General features: G+C 62.8%; 19 protein-coding genes and 1 pseudogene. 8 read left to right on the top strand and 12 right to left on the bottom strand.

Annotation, left to right across the window (positions count from 1 at the left end):
• Positions 1-78 precede the first annotated feature (78 nt).
• The 3 genes from hisC to AF337_RS13175 are packed head-to-tail and all read left to right on the top strand — an operon-like array spanning position 79 to position 2,540.
• On the top strand, positions 79-1,188 hold the full coding sequence (hisC, locus tag AF337_RS13165; RefSeq protein WP_049732441.1) for a histidinol-phosphate transaminase: 1,110 nt from the start codon (positions 79-81) through the stop codon (positions 1,186-1,188).
• A complete protein-coding gene (locus AF337_RS13170; RefSeq protein ID WP_049732442.1) occupies positions 1,185-2,111 on the top strand; it encodes a prephenate/arogenate dehydrogenase family protein in 927 nt (308 codons plus the stop codon). Before hisC ends, AF337_RS13170 begins: the two co-directional genes overlap by 4 nt.
• 9 nt (positions 2,112-2,120) lie before the next feature.
• Positions 2,121-2,540: a GNAT family N-acetyltransferase gene (locus tag AF337_RS13175; protein WP_049732443.1), complete on the top strand. Its 420-nt coding sequence runs from the start codon at positions 2,121-2,123 to the stop codon at positions 2,538-2,540.
• A 12-nt stretch (positions 2,541-2,552) separates the two neighbouring features.
• On the opposite strand, the gene AF337_RS13180 is transcribed toward AF337_RS13175, so the two are convergent.
• A complete protein-coding gene (locus tag AF337_RS13180) occupies positions 2,553-3,569 on the bottom strand; it encodes a DUF2125 domain-containing protein (protein WP_049732444.1) in 1,017 nt (338 codons plus the stop codon).
• A 50-nt stretch (positions 3,570-3,619) separates the two neighbouring features.
• On the opposite strand from AF337_RS13180, the gene AF337_RS13185 reads away from it, so the two are divergent.
• A complete protein-coding gene (locus AF337_RS13185) occupies positions 3,620-4,150 on the top strand; it encodes a gamma-glutamylcyclotransferase (RefSeq protein ID WP_049732445.1) in 531 nt (176 codons plus the stop codon).
• Position 4,151: 1 nt separating this feature from the next.
• Here the strand turns inward: AF337_RS13185 and AF337_RS13190 are convergent, their stop codons facing one another.
• The 4 genes from AF337_RS13190 to ftsE all read right to left on the bottom strand — a co-directional run bounded on the left by AF337_RS13190 (position 4,152) and on the right by ftsE (position 7,597).
• Positions 4,152-4,949 carry a lysophospholipid acyltransferase family protein gene (locus tag AF337_RS13190; RefSeq protein ID WP_049732446.1) on the bottom strand — a complete coding sequence of 266 codons (798 nt, stop codon included), beginning with the start codon at positions 4,947-4,949 and terminating at the stop codon, positions 4,152-4,154.
• Between the two features lie 198 nt (positions 4,950-5,147).
• A complete protein-coding gene (locus tag AF337_RS13195; RefSeq protein ID WP_049732447.1) occupies positions 5,148-5,864 on the bottom strand; it encodes a YdcF family protein in 717 nt (238 codons plus the stop codon).
• Between the two features lie 67 nt (positions 5,865-5,931).
• Positions 5,932-6,945: a cell division protein FtsX gene (locus tag AF337_RS13200; protein WP_049732448.1), complete on the bottom strand. Its 1,014-nt coding sequence runs from the start codon at positions 6,943-6,945 to the stop codon at positions 5,932-5,934.
• Positions 6,938-7,597: a cell division ATP-binding protein FtsE gene (ftsE, locus tag AF337_RS13205; RefSeq protein ID WP_003567051.1), complete on the bottom strand. Its 660-nt coding sequence runs from the start codon at positions 7,595-7,597 to the stop codon at positions 6,938-6,940. The genes AF337_RS13200 and ftsE overlap by 8 nt, the downstream gene beginning before the upstream one ends.
• Positions 7,598-7,803: 206 nt before the next feature.
• Here ftsE and AF337_RS13210 point away from each other — a divergent pair, with 206 nt between their 5' ends.
• From AF337_RS13210 to AF337_RS13220, 3 genes are all read left to right on the top strand, one after another.
• Positions 7,804-8,454: a hypothetical protein gene (locus AF337_RS13210; protein WP_049732456.1), complete on the top strand. Its 651-nt coding sequence runs from the start codon at positions 7,804-7,806 to the stop codon at positions 8,452-8,454.
• Positions 8,455-8,588: 134 nt separating this feature from the next.
• Positions 8,589-9,131 (top strand): hypoxanthine phosphoribosyltransferase, encoded by a 543-nt coding sequence (gene hpt / locus AF337_RS13215; protein WP_003567049.1) that lies wholly within the window; start codon positions 8,589-8,591, stop codon positions 9,129-9,131.
• Between the two features lie 139 nt (positions 9,132-9,270).
• Positions 9,271-9,630, top strand: coding sequence for a response regulator (locus AF337_RS13220; protein ID WP_003567048.1), 360 nt, complete (start codon positions 9,271-9,273; stop codon positions 9,628-9,630).
• 105 nt (positions 9,631-9,735) lie between these two features.
• Here AF337_RS13220 and AF337_RS13225 read toward each other — a convergent pair whose 3' ends face one another.
• The 4 genes from AF337_RS13225 to argH all read right to left on the bottom strand — a co-directional run bounded on the left by AF337_RS13225 (position 9,736) and on the right by argH (position 15,590).
• Complete coding sequence (locus tag AF337_RS13225; protein ID WP_049732449.1) at positions 9,736-12,417, bottom strand: TIGR02302 family protein; 2,682 nt, start codon at positions 12,415-12,417, stop codon at positions 9,736-9,738.
• Positions 12,418-12,582: 165 nt separating this feature from the next.
• A complete protein-coding gene (lysA, locus tag AF337_RS13230) occupies positions 12,583-13,851 on the bottom strand; it encodes a diaminopimelate decarboxylase (protein ID WP_049732450.1) in 1,269 nt (422 codons plus the stop codon).
• Between the two features lie 11 nt (positions 13,852-13,862).
• On the bottom strand, positions 13,863-14,057 hold the full coding sequence (gene lptM, locus AF337_RS13235) for an LPS translocon maturation chaperone LptM (RefSeq protein ID WP_049732457.1): 195 nt from the start codon (positions 14,055-14,057) through the stop codon (positions 13,863-13,865).
• Between the two features lie 132 nt (positions 14,058-14,189).
• On the bottom strand, positions 14,190-15,590 hold the full coding sequence (argH, locus tag AF337_RS13240; RefSeq protein ID WP_049732451.1) for an argininosuccinate lyase: 1,401 nt from the start codon (positions 15,588-15,590) through the stop codon (positions 14,190-14,192).
• Between the two features lie 38 nt (positions 15,591-15,628).
• Here argH and tlpA point away from each other — a divergent pair, with 38 nt between their 5' ends.
• A complete protein-coding gene (gene tlpA, locus AF337_RS13245; RefSeq protein WP_049732452.1) occupies positions 15,629-16,291 on the top strand; it encodes a thiol:disulfide interchange protein TlpA in 663 nt (220 codons plus the stop codon).
• A 178-nt stretch (positions 16,292-16,469) separates the two neighbouring features.
• Here the strand turns inward: tlpA and AF337_RS13250 are convergent, their stop codons facing one another.
• The 3 genes and pseudogenes from AF337_RS13250 to AF337_RS13260 all read right to left on the bottom strand — a co-directional run.
• The gene (locus AF337_RS13250; RefSeq protein WP_018069239.1) at positions 16,470-17,351 is read right to left on the bottom strand and encodes a 3-hydroxybutyryl-CoA dehydrogenase; all 882 of its coding nucleotides are present in this window, start codon (positions 17,349-17,351) and stop codon (positions 16,470-16,472) included.
• Between the two features lie 207 nt (positions 17,352-17,558).
• A complete protein-coding gene (locus AF337_RS13255; RefSeq protein ID WP_049732453.1) occupies positions 17,559-18,488 on the bottom strand; it encodes an electron transfer flavoprotein subunit alpha/FixB family protein in 930 nt (309 codons plus the stop codon).
• 23 nt (positions 18,489-18,511) lie between these two features.
• A pseudogene (locus AF337_RS13260) lies at positions 18,512-18,710 on the bottom strand (electron transfer flavoprotein subunit beta/FixA family protein); the annotation flags it as partial.

An 18,710-nucleotide genomic window follows, 5' to 3' on the forward strand; every position in this document is an offset into this window, starting at 1 on the left:
CACCGTCCCGGCTCTCGACAAGACCGGCATTCCGCTTTAATGCCACGTGGTCCTTTCCGGCAATTCCAAGGTCGACCCATGAGCGTAGAGATCAGCAAGCCCGTTCCGCGTCCCGGTATTCTCGATATAGCATCCTATGTGCCGGGCAAGGAACATGCGCCGGGGGTTGCCCGCGTCTACAAGCTTTCGTCCAACGAAACGCCACTCGGCGCCAGCCCGAAGGCGGTCGAAGCCTTCAAGACGGCTGCCGACAGTCTGGGGCGTTATCCGGACGGGCAGGCGGTGGAATTGCGCGAGGCGATCGCCGCCGTGCATGGCCTCAACCCGGCAAACATCCTCTGCGGCAACGGTTCCGACGAGCTGCTCGGCCTGCTCTGCCATGTCTATCTCGGCGCCGGCGACGAGGGCATCATCACCGAGCACGGTTTCCTGGTCTACAAAATCCAGATCCAGGGCGCCGGCGCCACGCCCGTGGTCGTCAGGGAAAAGGATCACACCGTCGATGTCGATGCGATCCTTGCCGCAGTGACGGAGAAAACGAAGATCGTCTTCATCGCCAATCCCGGCAATCCGACAGGCACTTATGTCCCGGTTAGCGAAATCCGCCGCCTGCAGGCCGGGCTGCCGAAACATGTCGTCCTGGTGCTCGACGCCGCCTATGCCGAATATGTCCGCCGCAACGATTATGAAGCCGGCATCGAGGTCGTGTCTTCCAATGCCAATGTGGTGATGACCCGCACCTTCTCGAAAGCCTACGGACTGGCGGCGCTGCGCGTCGGCTGGATGTATGCGCCGGCCGAGATCGTCGATGCGGTGAACCGCGTGCGCGGGCCGTTCAACCTGAACGCGCCGGCGATCGCCGCCGGTGCCGCGGCCATCCGTGATCAGGCCTTCGTTCAGCAGGCCGTCTCCTTCAACCAGATGTGGCTGGAGACGCTGACCCAGGCGTTGGAAGCGATCGGCCTGAAGGTGACGCCATCCGTCGCCAATTTCGTGCTCATCCATTTCCCCGAGATCGACGGCAAGCGCGCCGCCGATGCCGACGATCTCTTGACGAGCCGCGGCTACATCCTGCGCGCGGTGCGCAGTTACGGCTTTTCCAATGCGCTGCGCATGAGCATCGGCCCCGAAGAGGCCAACCGCGGCGTCATCGACGCGCTCAGTGAATTTATGGGACACAAGGCATGAACGTGCAGTTCGATCGTATCGCGCTGATCGGCATCGGTCTGATCGGCTCTTCGCTTGCCTACGATATCCGGCGGCTCGGCCTTGCAAGGGAGATCGTCGTCGCCACACGCAGCCCCGATACGCTGAAGCGGGCCGAAGAGCTCGGCCTCGGCGACCGCTACACGACCTCTTCGGCCGATGCCGTCAAGGATGCCGATCTGGTGATCGTCTCGGTGCCGGTCGGCGCTTCGGAAAGTGTGGCGAAAGAGATCGCGGCAAGCCTGAAACCCGGGGCAATCGTTACCGATGTCGGCTCCACCAAGGCCTCCGTTATCGCGCAGATGCAGCCGCATATCCCGGCCGGCGTGCATTTCATCCCCGGCCATCCGCTGGCCGGCACGGAGAAATCCGGCCCCGATGCCGGCTTTCCCGGTCTCTTCGAAAGCCGCTGGTGCATCTTCACGCCGGTCGCCGGCACCGACGAGACGGCGCTGAAACGGCTGCGCAGCTTCTGGGAAGCGCTCGGCTCGAAGGTCGACGAGATGGATGCGGAGCATCACGACAAGGTGCTGGCGATCGTCTCGCACCTGCCGCATATCATCGCCTACAATATCGTCGGCACAGCCGATGATCTGGAGACGGTGACGGAGTCTGAGGTTATCAAATATTCGGCCTCCGGTTTTCGCGATTTCACCCGTCTTGCGGCCTCCGATCCGACCATGTGGCGCGACGTCTGCCTGCACAATCGCGACGCGATCCTCGAAATGCTGGCGCGGTTCTCGGAGGATCTCGCCTATCTGCAGCGGGCGATCCGCTGGGGCGAGGGCGACAAGATCTTCGAACTCTTCACCCGCACGCGCGCCATCCGCCGCTCGATCGTCCAGGCCGGCCAGGACGTCGACGCACCGGATTTCGGCCGCCCCCACGCGCTGGACAAGAAGTAGCCGCGTCCGATGGTGGAGGTGGCGAGCGCAAGTCAGGCCGATATCGACTGGCTGGCTCGCGACGATGCCAGTGCCGGCAAGGCATGGGTATCGCGATGCGTGGCGCTCGGCGAATATCTCGTCGCCCGGGAGGCCGGTGAACTCGTCGGCTTCCTGCGCTTCTCCCGCTTCTGGGGCAGGGTTCCCTACATGGAAATGATCCGCGTCCTGCCCGGCCACCGCCGATCTGGCGTCGGGACGGCGCTGTTTCTCGCCTGGGAAGCGGCGATGCGCGGCGAAGGCGCCCGCCTGCTGATGACCTCGAGCGAGTGCGACGAGAGCCGGCCGCAGGACTGGCATCGCCGCAACGGATTTTCCGAAACCGGCGCGATCGAGCTGCCTGGACTCCAATCGGTGCCGGAGGTCTTTTTCATCAAGCGCTTAGCCTGAAAGGCGACAGGCTCAGATCGGCGGAATCCGGCCGAGCGGGATGAAGCCGCTGACGGTGGCGTTGCCGCGATCGACGACGAGATCGACCGAGACCTTGTCCTTGCCGCCGGCCAGCGACTGCAGCAGCTTCGTCGCTGTCTTGACGGTCGGGGCGATATCCGGGAAGGCCTGTTTCAGGCTGTCGCCCCAGGGACCAAGCTGCTCGATCTCCAGCTTGAATTTTCCCGAGAGCAGCCCCCGTTCGTCGAAGGAGAAGGGGCCCGTCAGCGTCATCACCTTGCCGTCGCCGATGTCGGCAACGATGCGGCGCAGTTCGCCGGAGGCACCGTTGAGGCCGTTCGGGTCACTGCCGTCGATCAGGCCGGCTTTGCCGGCGACGGTCAGATCGATGCTGGCAGACAATTTCGGGAAGATCTGCGGCCAGTCCTTGATCGCGGTGTTGGCATCCTGCACGGAGATCGCGCCGTCGAGATCGGCTCCGTTCTGGCGCAGATGGATTTCGGTGCGGGCGGCATCGAAACTGATGGTCTGGCCGGTGTAGGAGGAGACCGCCGTCGCCTTCAGACCCTCGATGACGGTCGAGCTGCGGTCGATGCCCCTGAGCCTCGTCGCCAGGCTCGCTTGCAGGTTTGCCCATTGCGCCGAGATCGAAAGGCCGTTGCTGGTACGGATCTCGGCCGGCGAATCGAGCTCCCAGACGATATTGCCGGGCGCATAGACCTGGGCTGCCGAACGCAGCGCGCCGAAGGTGGCCGAGACGCCATTGACAGTGTCGTCAACATCGATCTTGGAGCAGAACAGGCCGATCCGGAAAGGATAGCCGCGGAATTCGATATCGGAGCATTCGCCGCTGACGCCGGCCTGGTCGCGCGGTGCGATCGCCTTCAGCACCGTGGTCTTCAGCGTCGATGCCGCATAGAACCAGCCGCCGGTATAAAGCGCGATCACCAGGAGGATGCCGCCGCCCAGCAGCCAGAATTTCTTACCGCTGCCGGATTGGCTGCTGCCGGATTGGCTTGACGCTGCCATGATGTTCTCCAATGGTGAATCGCAAATGTGATTCCGGTCTGGCGTGCGATATGGACGAATTTTGGGTATTTGGCTACGGTTCGCTGATGTGGAATCCGGGCTTCGAATTCATGGAGCGGGCAGAGGCTCTGATCTACGGCTACAGGCGCTCGCTCTGCGTCCGCTCTTTCGTCCATCGCGGTACGCGCGACAATCCCGGCCTGGTTCTCGGCCTCGACAGGGGCGGCGCCTGCCGCGGCATGGCGTTCCGCATTTCCCCGGAAAAATGGGATGAGGTGATCGATTATCTCCGCGCCCGCGAGCTGGTGACCAATGTCTACCTGGAACGCCGGGTGCAGCTGCAGCTTGCCGGCCGGCGCCGGATGGAGGCGGTGACTTACATCGCTGATCGCGACCACGAGCAATATGCCGGGACGCTCGACGCGCTGGCGGCGGCACGGGTGGTGAACGAGGCCAAGGGCCAGTCGGGCCCCAACGATGCCTATGTCTTCAACACGCTGGCGCATCTGCAGCAGATGGGCATTCGCGACCATTGGCTGGAGCAGGTGGTCGACGAAGTGGAGCGGCTGCGCGCCGCTTGATTTAAGCGGTCGCTGCTTTCAGCTTACGAAGCTCTGCCAGTCTTTCGACCGCCGTCGGCGGCAGTGGGACATGCGGATTGCGTTCCACGGTTTCGAGCAGAAGCTCGTCGCTTGCCCGTTCCGATACCTCGATCAGATGGGCGAAAAACGCATCCGGGTCCATTCCCGGCATGATCGGCGGCAGAATCTTCACCTTGAAATGGCCGGGATAACGACGAATGCTCCGCCGCGGCCAGAACAGGCCGGGATGCATGACGATCGGCACCACGGGGATGGCGAGATCGCGGTACATGCGGGCGATGCCGTATTTATAGACCGGCTCGGCGCCCGGCGGACGGCGGGTGCCCTCGGGATAGATGATCAGCTGGCGGCCGGTCGAAAGCTCTTCCTTCGTGCGCTTGAGCACTTCCACCATCACCTTGCCGCGGGCGCCGCGATCGACCGGGATCACCCGCTGCTTCTTGGCATACCAGCCGAACAGCGGAATCCACATCAGCTCGCGCTTCAGAATGTAGACCGGGTCCTTCAGCCAGGGCAGCAGCGCATAGGTATCCCAGAAAGACTGGTGCTTCGGCGCCAGAATGTAGCTGCCATCCGGCAGGTTCTCCAAGCCTTCGATCTCGAAGGTGGTGCCGACGATCACCCGCATCAACCAATGATTGGAGCGCGCCCAGTTCTTCGGGATCGCATAGGCGGTCAGGCGCGGCGCCAGGAAATAATAGGGCGAGAGCACGATCATCCGGATGATGAGATTGGCGTAGAAGATCGTGTTGAAGAGGACGGAACGCAGGGCGATCATGAAACTTTCCCGAGGCATGCTCACGCGACCGGCCTACACGATATTGCCCGCCATAAAAAGCGTTTGATGACGTCCCAGAACAGGATTCAGATTTTTGGCCGGGCCTAAAATCTGAATCCTGTTTTAAATTAAAGAGTTGGAGCGTGATGTCATGAGGAAACCGCTCACACTTTTCGGCGTCATGCTCTGGTAAAACCGTCAGTTCTCGCCCGAGGCGCTTGCCGAGCGCAGCCCGGTGTGGCGGCCGAAGCCGGTGATGTTGCGGGCGCCGGTCAGCAGCACTTTGACATATTCGGCCAGCATGACGCGCATCGCATTCGGGTCGGTGAACCAGTTGCGGCTCTTCAAATCCGAATTGACCACGGGATAAGCTATGAACTCGATGTCGGGATCGACATAGGAAAGCTCGGCTAGGCTCCGCGGCATGTGGTAGTTGTTGGTGACGATCAGAACGCTGCGATAGCCCTTGGCGTGGATCCAGTTCGAAGCTTCCTCGGCATTGCCGATCGTGTCGATCGCATCATAGCCGATATCGACGCAGCAGGAGAAGAGATCGGCCGAGCCCTGCGTCATCCTGCGGATCTGCGCCGGGGTCGTCGTCGGGTGGACGCCGGAGATGAGCAAGCGCTTGCCGGCACCTTTCTGCAGCAGCTCCACGGCCTGGTCGATGCGCTGGTAGCCCCCCGTCAACACCACGATCGCATCGGCCTTCGGTTCGGCCGGGGGCTTCAGCGTCGTAACCGAATCGGCAAACCGCAGGAAGCCGCCGAACACCAGCGCGATCGCCAGCACGCAGGCAAAACCGCCCCAGCGCAACAGGCGGCGGAACAGCCCGCGCCGCGGCGGCAGCGCCGCCGGGCGGTCAAGCCCCGGGTCCTGATGAATCGGGTTGGGTGTCGTGTCTCCCATGGTCATGAATCGTGACTATACGCTGATTGCGGCGTGGAACAGACGCTTTCATGACAAAACGGCATGGTCACGATCAACTCGCAATGCCGTCGGTGCGTGTCGGGTCCGAGCGCAATGTATCGATTTCATAGATCGTCCGCATGACGGTCAGCCGCGCGGTAAACGTCGTCAGAAGGGCGATGACGATCATCGTCGCGAAGATGCCGGCATAACCGAGCACGCCGACGGAGAAGGTGCCGAAGAGTGCGGTCGCCTGGTCCGTTTCCGGAGTGGCGAGGGTGCGGCTCTGCCAGAAGCCGGCGGTGGCGAAGAAGAGCGCGGCAAGGGCGCTGCCGATCGCCGAGCCTTTGAGGCTGATCTTCAGGAAATGCTTCTGGAATTCGGTGGCGACGAAGGAGCTCTCGGCGCCGACGAAATGCAGCACTTCGACGATGTGGCGGTTGCCCGACAGCGCGCCGCGCGTGGCGAAGACGACGGTCAGCACCATCGCCGAGAAGACCAGCAGCAGGATGCCGGTGCCGATCATGACTGTGGTGTGCGCCATGGACACCAGCCGGTCGACCCAGGTGCGGTGATCGTCGAGGGTGGCCTGCGGGATGCTGTCTTTCAGCAGCGCCCGCATGGAATCGAAATCCGGCGGATTGCTCTCGTCGATGGTGATGATGACGAGGCGGGGAACGGGCAGATCCTTGAGATCGAGACCGGGGCCGAGCCAGGGTTCGAGCAGACGGGCGGTCGCCGCCTCGTCGACGATCTGGCCGCTCTTGGTGCCGACGAAGGTCAGCGCCAGGTCGCGCGCCTGGGTCAGCGCCTTTTCCATGTCGAGATTGTCGTCCGGCTTGATCTGGATGGTGATCTCGCGGGAGATCTGGCTCTCCCAGCTTGCCGCCGTCGAGCGCACCATGCTGACGCCGCCGAGCGTCAGACAGGCGAGAAAGGCCATGATCGATATCACCACCATCAGGGCGCTGCCCTGGATGTTGGACGGCGGCAAGATCGGCGCGGTCGGGCGCACGCGCATTTCCGGCCGCTTCTGCTCAGCCTTGCCAGGCGTCTTGTCCGGGTTTCTGGATGGGGGCTCAGTCATAGATATCGAGATGCCCCCCCGAGAGGATCATGCGGCGGGCCTCCACCTGTTCCATCAGCGCCAGGTCATGCGTGGCGATCACAACGGCGGTGCCGAGGCGGTTCAGCTCGAGGAAAAGATTGAGCAAGCGCTTGGCCATCGGCGGGTCGACATTGCCTGTCGGTTCGTCGGCAAGCAGCACTTCCGGCCGGTCCATCAGCGCCCGGGCGATCGCTGCGCGCTGTTTCTCGCCGCCGGAGAGTACCGGCGGCAGCACGTTGATGCGTTCGCCGAGGCCGACCCATTTCAGCAATTCCAGGACGTCGGTCTTGTAGGAGCTCTCGTCCTTGCCGCGCACGCGTAGGGGCAAAGCGACATTCTCATAGGTGGTGAGATGATCGAGCAGACGGAAATCCTGGAAGACGATGCCGACGCGGCGGCGCAGCAGCGGCAGCTCGGGGCGGGGGATTTCGGAAATGTCGCGCCCGAACATGCGGATCAGACCGCGTGTCGGCTGCAGCGACATGAACAGCAGCCTGAGCAACGAGGTCTTGCCGGCGCCCGATGGGCCCGTCAGGAACTGAAAGGATTTCTTCGGAATGTCGAAGGTCAGGTCCCGGAGGATTTCCGGGCCCATGCCATAGCGCAAACCGACATTCTCGAAGTGGATCAACGGGCAGCTCAGTCTGTTCTTGGTTTCACCGCGTGACTTGTTAACCAACACCGTTAACAGCCGGTAAATTTTGCCGGAAAGACGCCCGTTTGATGGCGATCTTTGCGAAGCATTAACCATTAAAATTTACGACTGAGCAGGATTCGTTTCAATGCCAAGATTTCCCCTGGCAGCGAAACCATGTGGACATCTGCGAGGCAGCCACCATGGAAGCATCCTCCTTCAGCCGCCGGACACCGGGCCAGGCCTATGATTTCCTGCCGCCGGAACCTGCCGCCCGCCAATACCGCGCGGCGCGTCCCGCCGATATTTCCGATGCCGAATTCGTGACGCTCGGCAAAGTCCGCGCGACGGAATTTACCGCAAGGACCTATAACGACAACCGCAAGCGCGCGGCTGGCGCTCACGCGGCACAGGCGCTGCCGACGCCCGCGATGACAACTGTTCTGCGCGACCTGGAATCCTTCCTGCAGCGCGCCTCGATGCGGAGCTTCGCAGGCTTGGTGCTGGCGCTTGCCGTGCTCGTCTTCGGGCTTGCAGGCGGCTTTTCCGGCCTCTCCGCCGCGCCGGCCTATTCCGGAGCGCCGCTGCATTTCACCCATGTGACGGTGGCGCCGCGCGACGCGAACGGTATGCGCGTGCTCGTCATCAACGGCATCATCGAAAACGACAGCGGCACGACGCAGACGGTGCAACCGATCCGCGCCGATCTCGTCACCGATGAGCGGTTGACCGCCAGCATCGTCATTAGTCCGCCCTCCGATGTCATCTATGGCGGCCAGAGCCGAGGCTTCTCCGCGCGTGTGCAGCATGCCGGCGGAAAACTGCCGGAGGTCCGGCTTTCGTTCCTGCCGTAGAGAGCGACTTGATACGGAATGGCCGATTTCCCGCCGCAGCTCGGGCCAATCCCGTTAATTTCATAAACGGCGAGGCTGTTTCAAGCTCGCATATGTGCTAACGGCTTACCCTTCTTTTCATGGAGCAAGCCCTTATGCCTGTCGTGCGCGGAAAAAATATCGAGCCGCTCTTCACTGCCGAGCAGATCGCCGAGCGCAATCATTCGATGGCGCGGGAGATCGCCAACGGCCCGACCAAGGACCTGCTCGTCATCGCCGTGCTCAAGGGGTCGTTCATCTTCGCCGCCGACCTGATCCGTGCCCTGCATGATAGCGGCCTTGCTCCGGAGGTCGAGTTCATCACGCTGTCGAGCTATGGCATCGGTACGGTCTCGCAGGGTGTGCGCATCGTCAAGGATATCGATAGCGACGTCCACGGCCGCGACGTCCTGTTGATCGACGATATCCTCGAATCCGGCCGGACGCTGCTGTTTGCCAAGGAATTGCTGTTCGAGCGCGGCGCGCGCAACGTCACCATCGCCGTGCTGCTCGACAAGCGCGTCAAGCGCAAGGAAAAGCTGGAGGCTGATTATGTCGGCTTCGAATGCCCCGACTATTTCGTCGTCGGCTACGGCATGGACGTTGCCTATGCCTTTCGCGAACTGCCCTTCGTCGGCGTGGTGACCGGCGACGCCTGAGCTGCCGCATAATGGCAGAGGCCGCCTTGCCATTCGAGACGGGTTGTTAACCATTCCGTCCATCGCTTCGATATCTTTACCGATCGAAAAGGAAAGTCTGGTGATTTCCGTCGTGGGCTGAAGACGGAGCAATGCACATATGGCAAGAATTCTGATTACGGAAGACGAGGACTCCCTGCGGTCTTTCGTAGCCCGGGCGCTCAGGCTCGACGGTCACGAGACCGATGAAGCGGCCGATGGCGCCGAGGGACTGGAGAAGCTGAGGGACGGGGCCTACGACCTGCTGCTTTCGGATATCCGCATGCCCGTGATGGACGGGATCGAACTCGCCCATCAGGCAAAGGATGCCTTTCCCGGCCTGAAGATCCTGCTGATGACCGGCTATGCCGAGCAGCGCGAACGGGCCGACGATCTTGCCGAAAAGATCATCGACGTCGTCGCCAAGCCATTCGCGCTTCCCGATATCCGCAAGGCGGTCGCCAGAGCGCTCGTCGCCTGAAGCATGATGCCCAAACGCCTGAGCCGGTCTCGGGCGACGTCATGCACAGTTTTGCGTGACATATCGCTTAGCGCGCCGCCGATCCATTATACGGCGGCGTAAGCCTTACTGAATATCCAGCAACCGTTCGAGATACCGCCGTTCCATTTCCTGCGGCGGATTGTTGCCGAGCTTTTCGCGGATCGCGTCGAGGATTTCCCGGGCGCGCTGAACGTCGATTTCGTCGGGCACCTTCACGCTGTTGTCGCCGAACTCCGGCCCCTGGTTCCGACGTACCCGGCCGAGCGGGTCGCGGCCATTCTGATCCCCCTGGCCCACCTGGCCGTTCGGACCTTGGCCCTGCTGGCCCTGTTGCGCCTGCATCATCTGGTTCATCATGTCGCGGGCGCCCTGGCGAAGCGCTTCGAGCGCGCGGCCCTGGCCCTCGACGGCCGGCTGGCCGCGGCCCTGGCCGAGTTCGCGGCCGGCACCTTCCATCTCGCGTTGCGCCTGGCCGAAGCCGGGGCCGGGCTTCATGCCCAACTCGCCGAGGCTCTTCTGCAATTCGCCGAGCTGTTTGCCGAGCGCATCCTGCTGGGCGCGCAGCTGTTTCAATGCCTCGCGCAGCTGCTCGGCGGTCATCTGGTCGGAGGGCTGTTGGCCGTCCTTGCCTTGCTGACCCTGCTGCTGATCCTGCGGCTCGCCATTCTCTCCGGGGTTCATTTCGTCGAGCAGCGGATCGTTTTCGCCCATGTCGGGTTCGCCGCGCTGCATGCGGTCCCTGAGCTGCTGATCGAGACGGAAGGTCTGTTCCATCAGCTTCTGCTGGTCGCGCAGGATCTCGCCGAGCTTGTCGATCTGCTTGCGGGCCTCGCTGTTTTCCTGGTTCTGCTGGCCACGCTGCGGCCGGCCCGCCTGCAGGTTGTTCATCATGCGCTGCAATTCCGACAGCATCTGCTGGGCTGCGTCGCGATTGCCGGAGCGGGCGAGATTCTCGATCTGGTCCATCATCCGTTCCAGATCCTGCTGGCGCAGGATGTTCTGGGCGTTCTGGTTCGGCTGCATCGGCGCGTTCTGCATGCGTTGGGCAAGCTCGGTCATATAGTCCTGCATCGCCTTGCGCAGCTCATCCATCAGCTTCTTGATCTCCTCGTCCGGCGCGTTGCGGTCCAAGGCGTCGGCAAGTTTCTGCTGGGCCTCGCGCAGCTTGCGCTCGGCAAGCGAAAGATCGCCGTCCTCCATGCCGAGAGCGATCTCCCACAGATACTGGGCCGTATCCTTCAGCGCTTCGTCGCTTTTTGCGAGCTTCATGCGGGTCAAGGCGGATTCCAGCAACAGATAGTTGGTGAGCTTGGGGATGGTCTCCTCGGGACGGATGGTCAGCGCCTCGTTCAGCGCAATCGCCTGCGGCATCTTGCGGGTGTCGAGCGCGAAAACCTGCCGCTCCTCGGCGACGGCCGCGGCAAGCGGCTCGTTGAAGGGCCGCGACGGCAGGATCATCTCATGCGGCGGGCTGCGGCCGGTCTGGCCGGCGCCATCCCTGGCGACGAGCGTCACGCGCACGCGCTTGCCGGCAAGCGGATGTTCGGTCAGGTTGCGGCTGGTCACGCCCTTGGCGTCGCGGGCATTGCGGCGGGGAATATCCAGCCGGTATTCCGGCAAGGGATAGAGCGGCGTCGCCGTCGGATCGTTTTCCAGAGGAACGATCTCCGCATGCGCTTCCTGGACGCCGTAATCGTCCTTGACGGTAAAGCCGATTTCAAGCGCGCCATTGACGCTGGGCTTCGGCAACCCGTCGAAGGCGATCTCCGGCGCCTTGTCGGGAAGGACCTCGAAACTCCAGCGGCGGCCGTTAACTTCGAGGGCGCCATTCTCTTCGAGCTTCATCACATGCGTCTGGGCGACAAGTGCCTGGCTGGCGGGGGGCTGGCCGGTGGAGGCCTGGCCGGCCGGGCCCGTCTTCGGCTGTTCGCCGCCTGCTGGCGCCTGCTGCGGCTTGGCGTCCGCCTGCACGGCGATATCCTGCGCCTGGCCGCTCGCCTTGCGGAACACGACCTTTTCGGCGGCCTTTCCGCCGCTGACACGAACGGTGAGGCCTGAAAACTGCGGAATGCCGATCGGCGCCTGCTCGCTGCCGTCGGCGGTCAGGTAGACCGGCGCGCGGCCGGTATAGGCGGGCGGCGTCACCCAGGCGTCGATGCGCACCGCCGGATCGACCGTCACCTGCTCGGGTGCTGCCTGAAACGCATCACCGAGCGAGCCGCCGTTGATCGACAGCGAATAGGCAAAGGCGGTGACCAGCAGCAGCGCCGGCACGGCGCGCAGCGCGAAACGGTCATGCGCGGCGATATCCGGCCGCGGCAGCCCGGCATCGAGGGCTGCGATCTTTTCGGCCATGCGGGTCTGGTGTTCGCGCCAGAGCGCCCGGGCGAAGGGCGTATCGAAGGCCGGCTCGTCTTCCTGGACGGTGACCGGCTGGTGCGGCAGGCCGTTGCGCTCTTCCAGCATGCGGTCGGCTTCGGCGACGCCCGGCCAGCGCAGGCTGCGCAAGGGCAGGAGCGAGACGAGAAAGGCGGCGGCAAAGGCAATCAAAAGCAGGATGCGCAGCCAGTCCGGCACGCTGCGGAAGACCCCGAACCAGGAGGCCGAGAGATAAAGGGCGATGACTGCCAGGACGGGCATCAAGGGCGGCAGCAACTGCTCGAAAAACAGCACCACGCGCGCCAGCAGGCGTTTTATCGTCACCAGCCGGGCAAGCGAGGGGCGGAGCGCAAACGCACCTTTCCTCTGCCTTGAGGGGCTTGTCATCGGTCCGGTCTCCGCGATCTGGCGTTCTGAAACAGAGTGCGCTTCCGGCGATTGCAGGGCAATACGCTCATCACTGACAAGGATAACACTCTTTGTGGCGAAGGCGAGGGCGAGCGGCCGGCAATACCGGCTTTTCACGTTTATTCGCCAAAAAGTGATGGCTGCTTAGTCGAGCCAGGCGGGAACCGAGTCGAGGCCGATCAGCTCCGCATAGGTTCTGCGCGGGCGAATCGTATGGAAATCGCTGCCCTTGACCAGAACCTCCGGCACCAGCAGCCGGCTGTTATAGGTGCCGGCCTGCACCGCGCCATAGGCGCCGGCCGTGCTGACAGCCATCAGGTCGCCTGGCTTCGGCATCGCCATCTCGCGGTCGAGCGCCAGATAATCGCCGGTCTCGCAGACGGGGCCGACGACGTCGGCGCGGATGCGCGGGGCGTTCGCCGCCGAAATCGTCACCGGGCGGATCTCGTGATAGGCCTCGTAGAGGGTCGGGCGGATCAGATCGTTCATCGCGCCGTCGACGATGACGAAGGTCTTCTCACCGCCGTCCTTCACATAGAGGACCTCGGTCACCAGGATACCGGCATTGCCGACGATCAGGCGGCCGGGCTCGGTGATGATCTTGCAGTTGAGGCCGCGCAGCTGGTTCTTGACGATCGCCGCATAGGCGTCCGGCAGCGGCGGCGGATTGTTGTCGTCCTTATAGGGGATGCCGAGGCCGCCGCCGATATCGACGTGATCGATGCTGTGGCCGTCGGCGCGCAGCGTCGCGACAAGATCGTGCAGCAGCTTGAAGGCGTCGTCGAAGGGCTGCAATTCGGTGATCTGGCTGCCGATATGCATGTCGATGCCGGTGACTTCGATGCCCGGCAGTTTGGCGGCATGGGCATAGATGGCGCGGGCACGCTCCCAGGAGATGCCGAACTTGTTTTCTTTCTTGCCGGTCGAGATCTTCGAATGGGTCTTCGCGTCGACATCGGGATTGATGCGGAAGGAGACCGGCGCTTTCGCGCCGGCCTTGACGGCGCGCTGGTTGAGGATTTCAAGCTCGGGCTCGGATTCGACGTTGAAGCAGTAAATGCCTGCCTCGAGAGCGAAATCCATCTCTTGCGGCGTCTTACCGACACCTGAAAACATGATGCGGCTGGCCGGAATGCCGGCGGCGAGCGCGCGGCGCAGCTCGCCTTCGGAGACGACGTCGATGCCGGCGCCGAGGCGGCCGAGCGTCTTCAGCACCGCCTGGTTCGAATTCGCCTTCATCGCGTAGCAGACCATGGAGTCCATCTCGGCGAAGGCTTCGGAGAAGACCCGGTAATGGCGCTCCAGCGTCGCAGTGGAATAGACGTAGAAGGGCGTTCCGACCGCCCTGGCGATCTCGGGAACGGGGACGTTTTCGGCATGCAGGACGCCGTCGCGGTACTCGAAATGGTTCACGGGCTTATGCCTTAAAGAAGGGGATCGAGAAGGAAGGGCTTGTCGACGGTTCCCGGCTGTTTCGTCGGCTTGGAAACGTCACCTTCCTTGGATGCCGCAGCACTCGGCGGATCGAGTTCGCCTTTGCGCCCGCATCCGGCAACGGCAAGGCCGATGACGGCGAGAACCGCCGTCAGGCGGATGAGGTGCGGCAAGCTCTTCTGCATGGATATCCTCTTCGGCGGCATTTTGATGGACTTTGTCATAGCGAAGTTTATCCGCCTTGTGCACCCTGATTGTTGGACGGTCTTTGCCGCCTATGCGGCAAGGCCCCGGCGGCTTGTGCCGCCTGATATCTCTCAGTTGCGGGCACGCCAGAAGGCGATCTGCCTGCGCACTTCGGAGGGCGCCGTGCCGCCGAAGCTCTTGCGGCTGGCGACCGAGGCTTCGACGGTCAGCACGTCATAGACCTTGTCGGTGATATCAGGATGGATCGCCTGCAGATCGGCGAGCGGCAGTTCGGCAAGATCGCAACCTTTGCTTTCGGCAAGCGCCACGGCCCGGCCGGTGACGTGATGGGCATCGCGGAAGGGCAGGCCCGCTTCGCGCACCAGCCAGTCGGCAAGATCGGTCGCCGTCGAAAAGCCGGAGCCGGCCGCCGCCTTCATGCGCGCGGTGTTGACGGTCAGGTCGCGCACCATGCCGGTCATGGCGGCGATTGCCAGTTCCAGGCTCTCGGCCGCGTCGAAGACCTGTTCCTTGTCTTCCTGCATGTCCTTGGAATAGGCGAGCGGCAGGCCCTTCATGATCGTCAAAAGGGCGACCAGCGAACCGTTGATGCGGCCGGTCTTGGCGCGCACCAGTTCGGCGGCGTCCGGGTTCTTCTTCTGCGGCATGATCGACGAGCCTGTGGAGAAGGCGTCGGAGAGGCGCACGAAACCGAATTGCGGGGTCGACCAGATGACGATCTCTTCGGCCAGGCGCGACAGGTGCATGCCTGTGATCGCGGCGATCGACAGGAACTCGATGGCGAAGTCGCGGTCGGAGACCGTGTCGATGGAGTTGCGGGTCGGCTCGCGGAAACCGAGCGCCTTGGCGGTCATATGGCGGTCGATCGGATAACCGGTGCCGGCAAGGGCCGCCGCACCGATCGGGCTTTCGTCCAGATGCTCGATGGCGTGGCGCACGCGCGAGCGGTCGCGGCCGAACATTTCGACATAGGCCATGCAATGATGGCCGAAGGTCACGGGTTGAGCGGTCTGCAGATGGGTGAAGCCCGGCATGACGCTTTCGGCATGCTCTTCGGCGCGGTCCAGGAAGGCGGCGATCAGGCCGGTCAGCATCTTCTCGGTCTTCTCAAGCTCTTCCTTCACCCAGAGGCGGAAGTCGAGCGCCACCTGGTCGTTGCGTGAGCGGGCGGTGTGCAGCCGGCCGGCGGCCGGTCCGATCAGCGTCGCCAGGCGCGCTTCGATATTCATATGGATATCTTCGAGCCGGCGCGAGAATTCGAAATTGCCGCTTTCGATTTCTGACAGGATCGTGTTTAGCCCGTGAACGATCTTGTCCTTATCGTCGGCCGATATGATCCCCTGATGGGCGAGCATGGTCGCGTGGGCGATCGAACCGCGGATATCCTGCGCGAAAAGCTTCTTGTCGAAACCGATCGAGGCATTTATCTCCTCCATGATCGCGTCCGGGCCGGAGGCGAAACGTCCGCCCCACATCTGGTTTGAAGATTTGGTATCCGTAGTGTCGGCCATGAAGGTGCCCGCCTTGAATGCATGTCCTGGAGAATGAAATGACGACAAAGAAATCCCTCGGGCTGCCATCCGTGAAATGGATCGCGATAGCCGCCGTTGCGGGCGTCGTTGCCGGTGCGGCAGCGGTATACGTGAAGGAGACGGGGATTGGCAATGGCGGCGGCGAAACGGCTTCGGCCGAATGCAAGCTTACCCGGGATCGCATCGCCAGCGTCACGCCGCTGATGAAGGGGCAGGTGGCCGCCATGGTCGCCGCCTATGAACCACGCAAGCTGACCGCGGTCTCCTTCAACGGGCCGGACGGCAAACCGCTGACGCTCGATCATTTCGCCGGCAAGACCGTGCTCCTCAATCTCTGGGCGACATGGTGCGTGCCCTGCCGCGAGGAGATGCCGGCGCTGAACGCGCTGGAAAAGGAGATGGGCAGCGACAAGTTCCAGGTCGTGCCGGTCAATATCGACAGCGGCGACGACGAGAAGCCGAAGACCTTCCTCGCCGAGACCGGCGTCGATGCGCTGCAGCTCTATCGCGACAATACGATTGCGGTGTTCAACAGCCTGAAGAAGGAGGGCCTCGCCATGGGGCTGCCGGTGACGCTGTTGCTCGACGACAAGGGATGCCTGATTTCGGCAATGAACGGCCCGGCTGCCTGGGACAGCGACGATGCCAAGGCGCTGATCAAGGGTGCGATCGGGTCGTAAGGCTATCGGTCAGGAGTCGCCATCGCCTTTGATGAGAAAGACGCCCGCAAGCCCGATAAGCACGCAGCATTGCAGCAGGAACATTGGTGTTTCAGTCGACATGGCGTTTCCTCCCATTCACGGCAAGGAAAGCATTTCGCGGGCGTTCGGTCCATTCGCCCTTTCTGATGATGTCTGACTACCGCGTCGGAACCGGCACTTCACCGCGATAGTCGTAGAAGCCGCGGCCGGATTTGCGTCCGAGCCAGCCGGCTTCGACATATTTCACCAGCAGCGGGCAGGGGCGATATTTCGAGTCCGCCAGGCCGTCATGCAGCACCTGCATGATCGAGAGGCATGTGTCGAGGCCGATGAAATCGGCAAGCTGCAGCGGCCCCATCGGGTGGTTGGCGCCAAGCTTCATCGCCGTGTCGATGGCGTCGACCGTGCCGACGCCTTCATAGAGCGTGTAGATCGCCTCGTTGATCATCGGCAGCAGAATGCGGTTGACGATGAAGGCAGGGAAGTCTTCGGCGACGGTAATGGTCTTTTCCAGCGTGCCGACGAATTCCTTGGCGGCGGAGAAGGTCTTCTCATCGGTGGCGATGCCGCGCACCAGTTCGACCAGCTTCATCACCGGCACCGGATTCATGAAATGAATGCCCATGAAGCGTTCGGGGCGGTCGGTGGCGGCAGCAAGCCGGGTGATGGAAAGAGAAGAGGTGTTGGTGGCAAGCAGCGCTTCCGGCTTCAGGACCGGACAGACCTGCGCATAGATCTTGCGCTTGACCGTCTCATCCTCGGTGGCGGCCTCGATGACGAGATCGGACGGGGCGAGATCATTGACATCGGACGAGCCTGTGATGAGCGACAAGGTCGACTTGCGTTCCTCTTCGGTCATCTTGCCGTTCGTCACCAGACGGGCCAGGTTGCCGTTGATGGTGGCAAGGCCGGACTCGATGCGATCCTGCGAGAGATCGTAGATGTGAACCCTGTAACCTGCGGCGGCCGAAACATGCGCGATGCCGCAGCCCATCTGGCCGGCACCGATAATCCCAATATTCTTCAACACCGCATTCATCTCCAAACCCCCGCACGGCATTCGCCCCCGCGCTGCCGCATTTTTTAGCATACTGCCGGACGAAGGATCGTCCGGCAGCAGTAGTAGACCGATAAAAGATAATTTTCCAGTCATTCGCAAGTGCGAAAGAAAGGCATTCGGCGCGTTTGAAGCGCGCCGCGATCTTTTAAATTCGCTTCTCGCGCTTTCGGTCTTTGCGCGACGTGCTTAGAGCGCCTTTTCCAGTTCCGGCAGGGCCTCGAACAGATCGGCGACGAGGCCGTAGTCGGCAACCTGGAAGATCGGCGCCTCCTCGTCCTTGTTGATGGCGACGATCACCTTCGAATCCTTCATGCCGGCCAGATGCTGGATCGCTCCGGAGATGCCGGCGGCGATATAAAGCTGCGGCGCCACCACCTTGCCGGTCTGGCCGACCTGCCAGTCGTTCGGCGCATAACCGGCATCGACGGCCGCACGGGAGGCCCCGACGGCAGCCCCGAGCTTGTCGGCAAGCGGAAGGATGACTTCCCTGAACTTCTCGGCAGAACCGAGTGCCCGGCCGCCGGAAAGGATGATCTTGGCCGAGGTCAGCTCCGGACGGTCGGAGGCCGACAGCGCATCGCCGACGAAACGCGACAGACCCTGATCGGAAGCCGCCGGAATTGTCTCCACCGTCGCCGAACCGCCTTCCGCTGCCGAGGCAAACGAGGCGGTGCGCACGGTGATCACCTTCCTGGCATCGCTTGCCTGCACCGTCTGGATGGCATTGCCGGCATAGATCGGCCGCTTGAAGGTATCGGCGGAGATCACTTCGATGATCTCCGAGACCTGGGCGACATCGAGCAGGGCGGCAACGCGCGGCAGAACGTTCTTGCCGGTCGAGGTGGCAGCCGAAATGATCGTGTCGTAGGAACCGGCGAGCGAGACGATCAGGTCGGCAAGCGGCTCGGCGAGATTATTGGCGAGTTCGTCGCTTTCGGCCAGCAGCACCTTGGAGACGCCGGAGAGCTTGGCAGCGGCATCGGCCGCAGCCTTGGCGCCCTTGCCGGCAACTAGCACATGAATGTCGGAGCCGATCTGGCTTGCTGCCGTCAGCGCCTTGGCGGTCTGGTCGGAGAGGCTGACATTGTCGTGGTCGGCCAGAAGAAGAATGGTCATGATGGTGTTCTCTCTTTCCTGGCTTAAAGCACGCCGGCTTCGTTCTTCAGCTTGTCGACCAGCTCAGCGACCGACTTGACCTTGACGCCGGCCTTGCGGCCACTCGGCTCCTCGGTCTTCAGCACCTTCAGCCGCGGCGTGGTGTCGACACCGAAATCAGCCGGGCTCTTCTTGTCGAGCGGCTTCTTCTTCGCCTTCATGATGTTCGGCAGCGAGGCATAA

The organism is Rhizobium ecuadorense, assembly GCF_001187535.1.
GTDB classification, from domain to species: domain Bacteria; phylum Pseudomonadota; class Alphaproteobacteria; order Rhizobiales; family Rhizobiaceae; genus Rhizobium; species Rhizobium ecuadorense.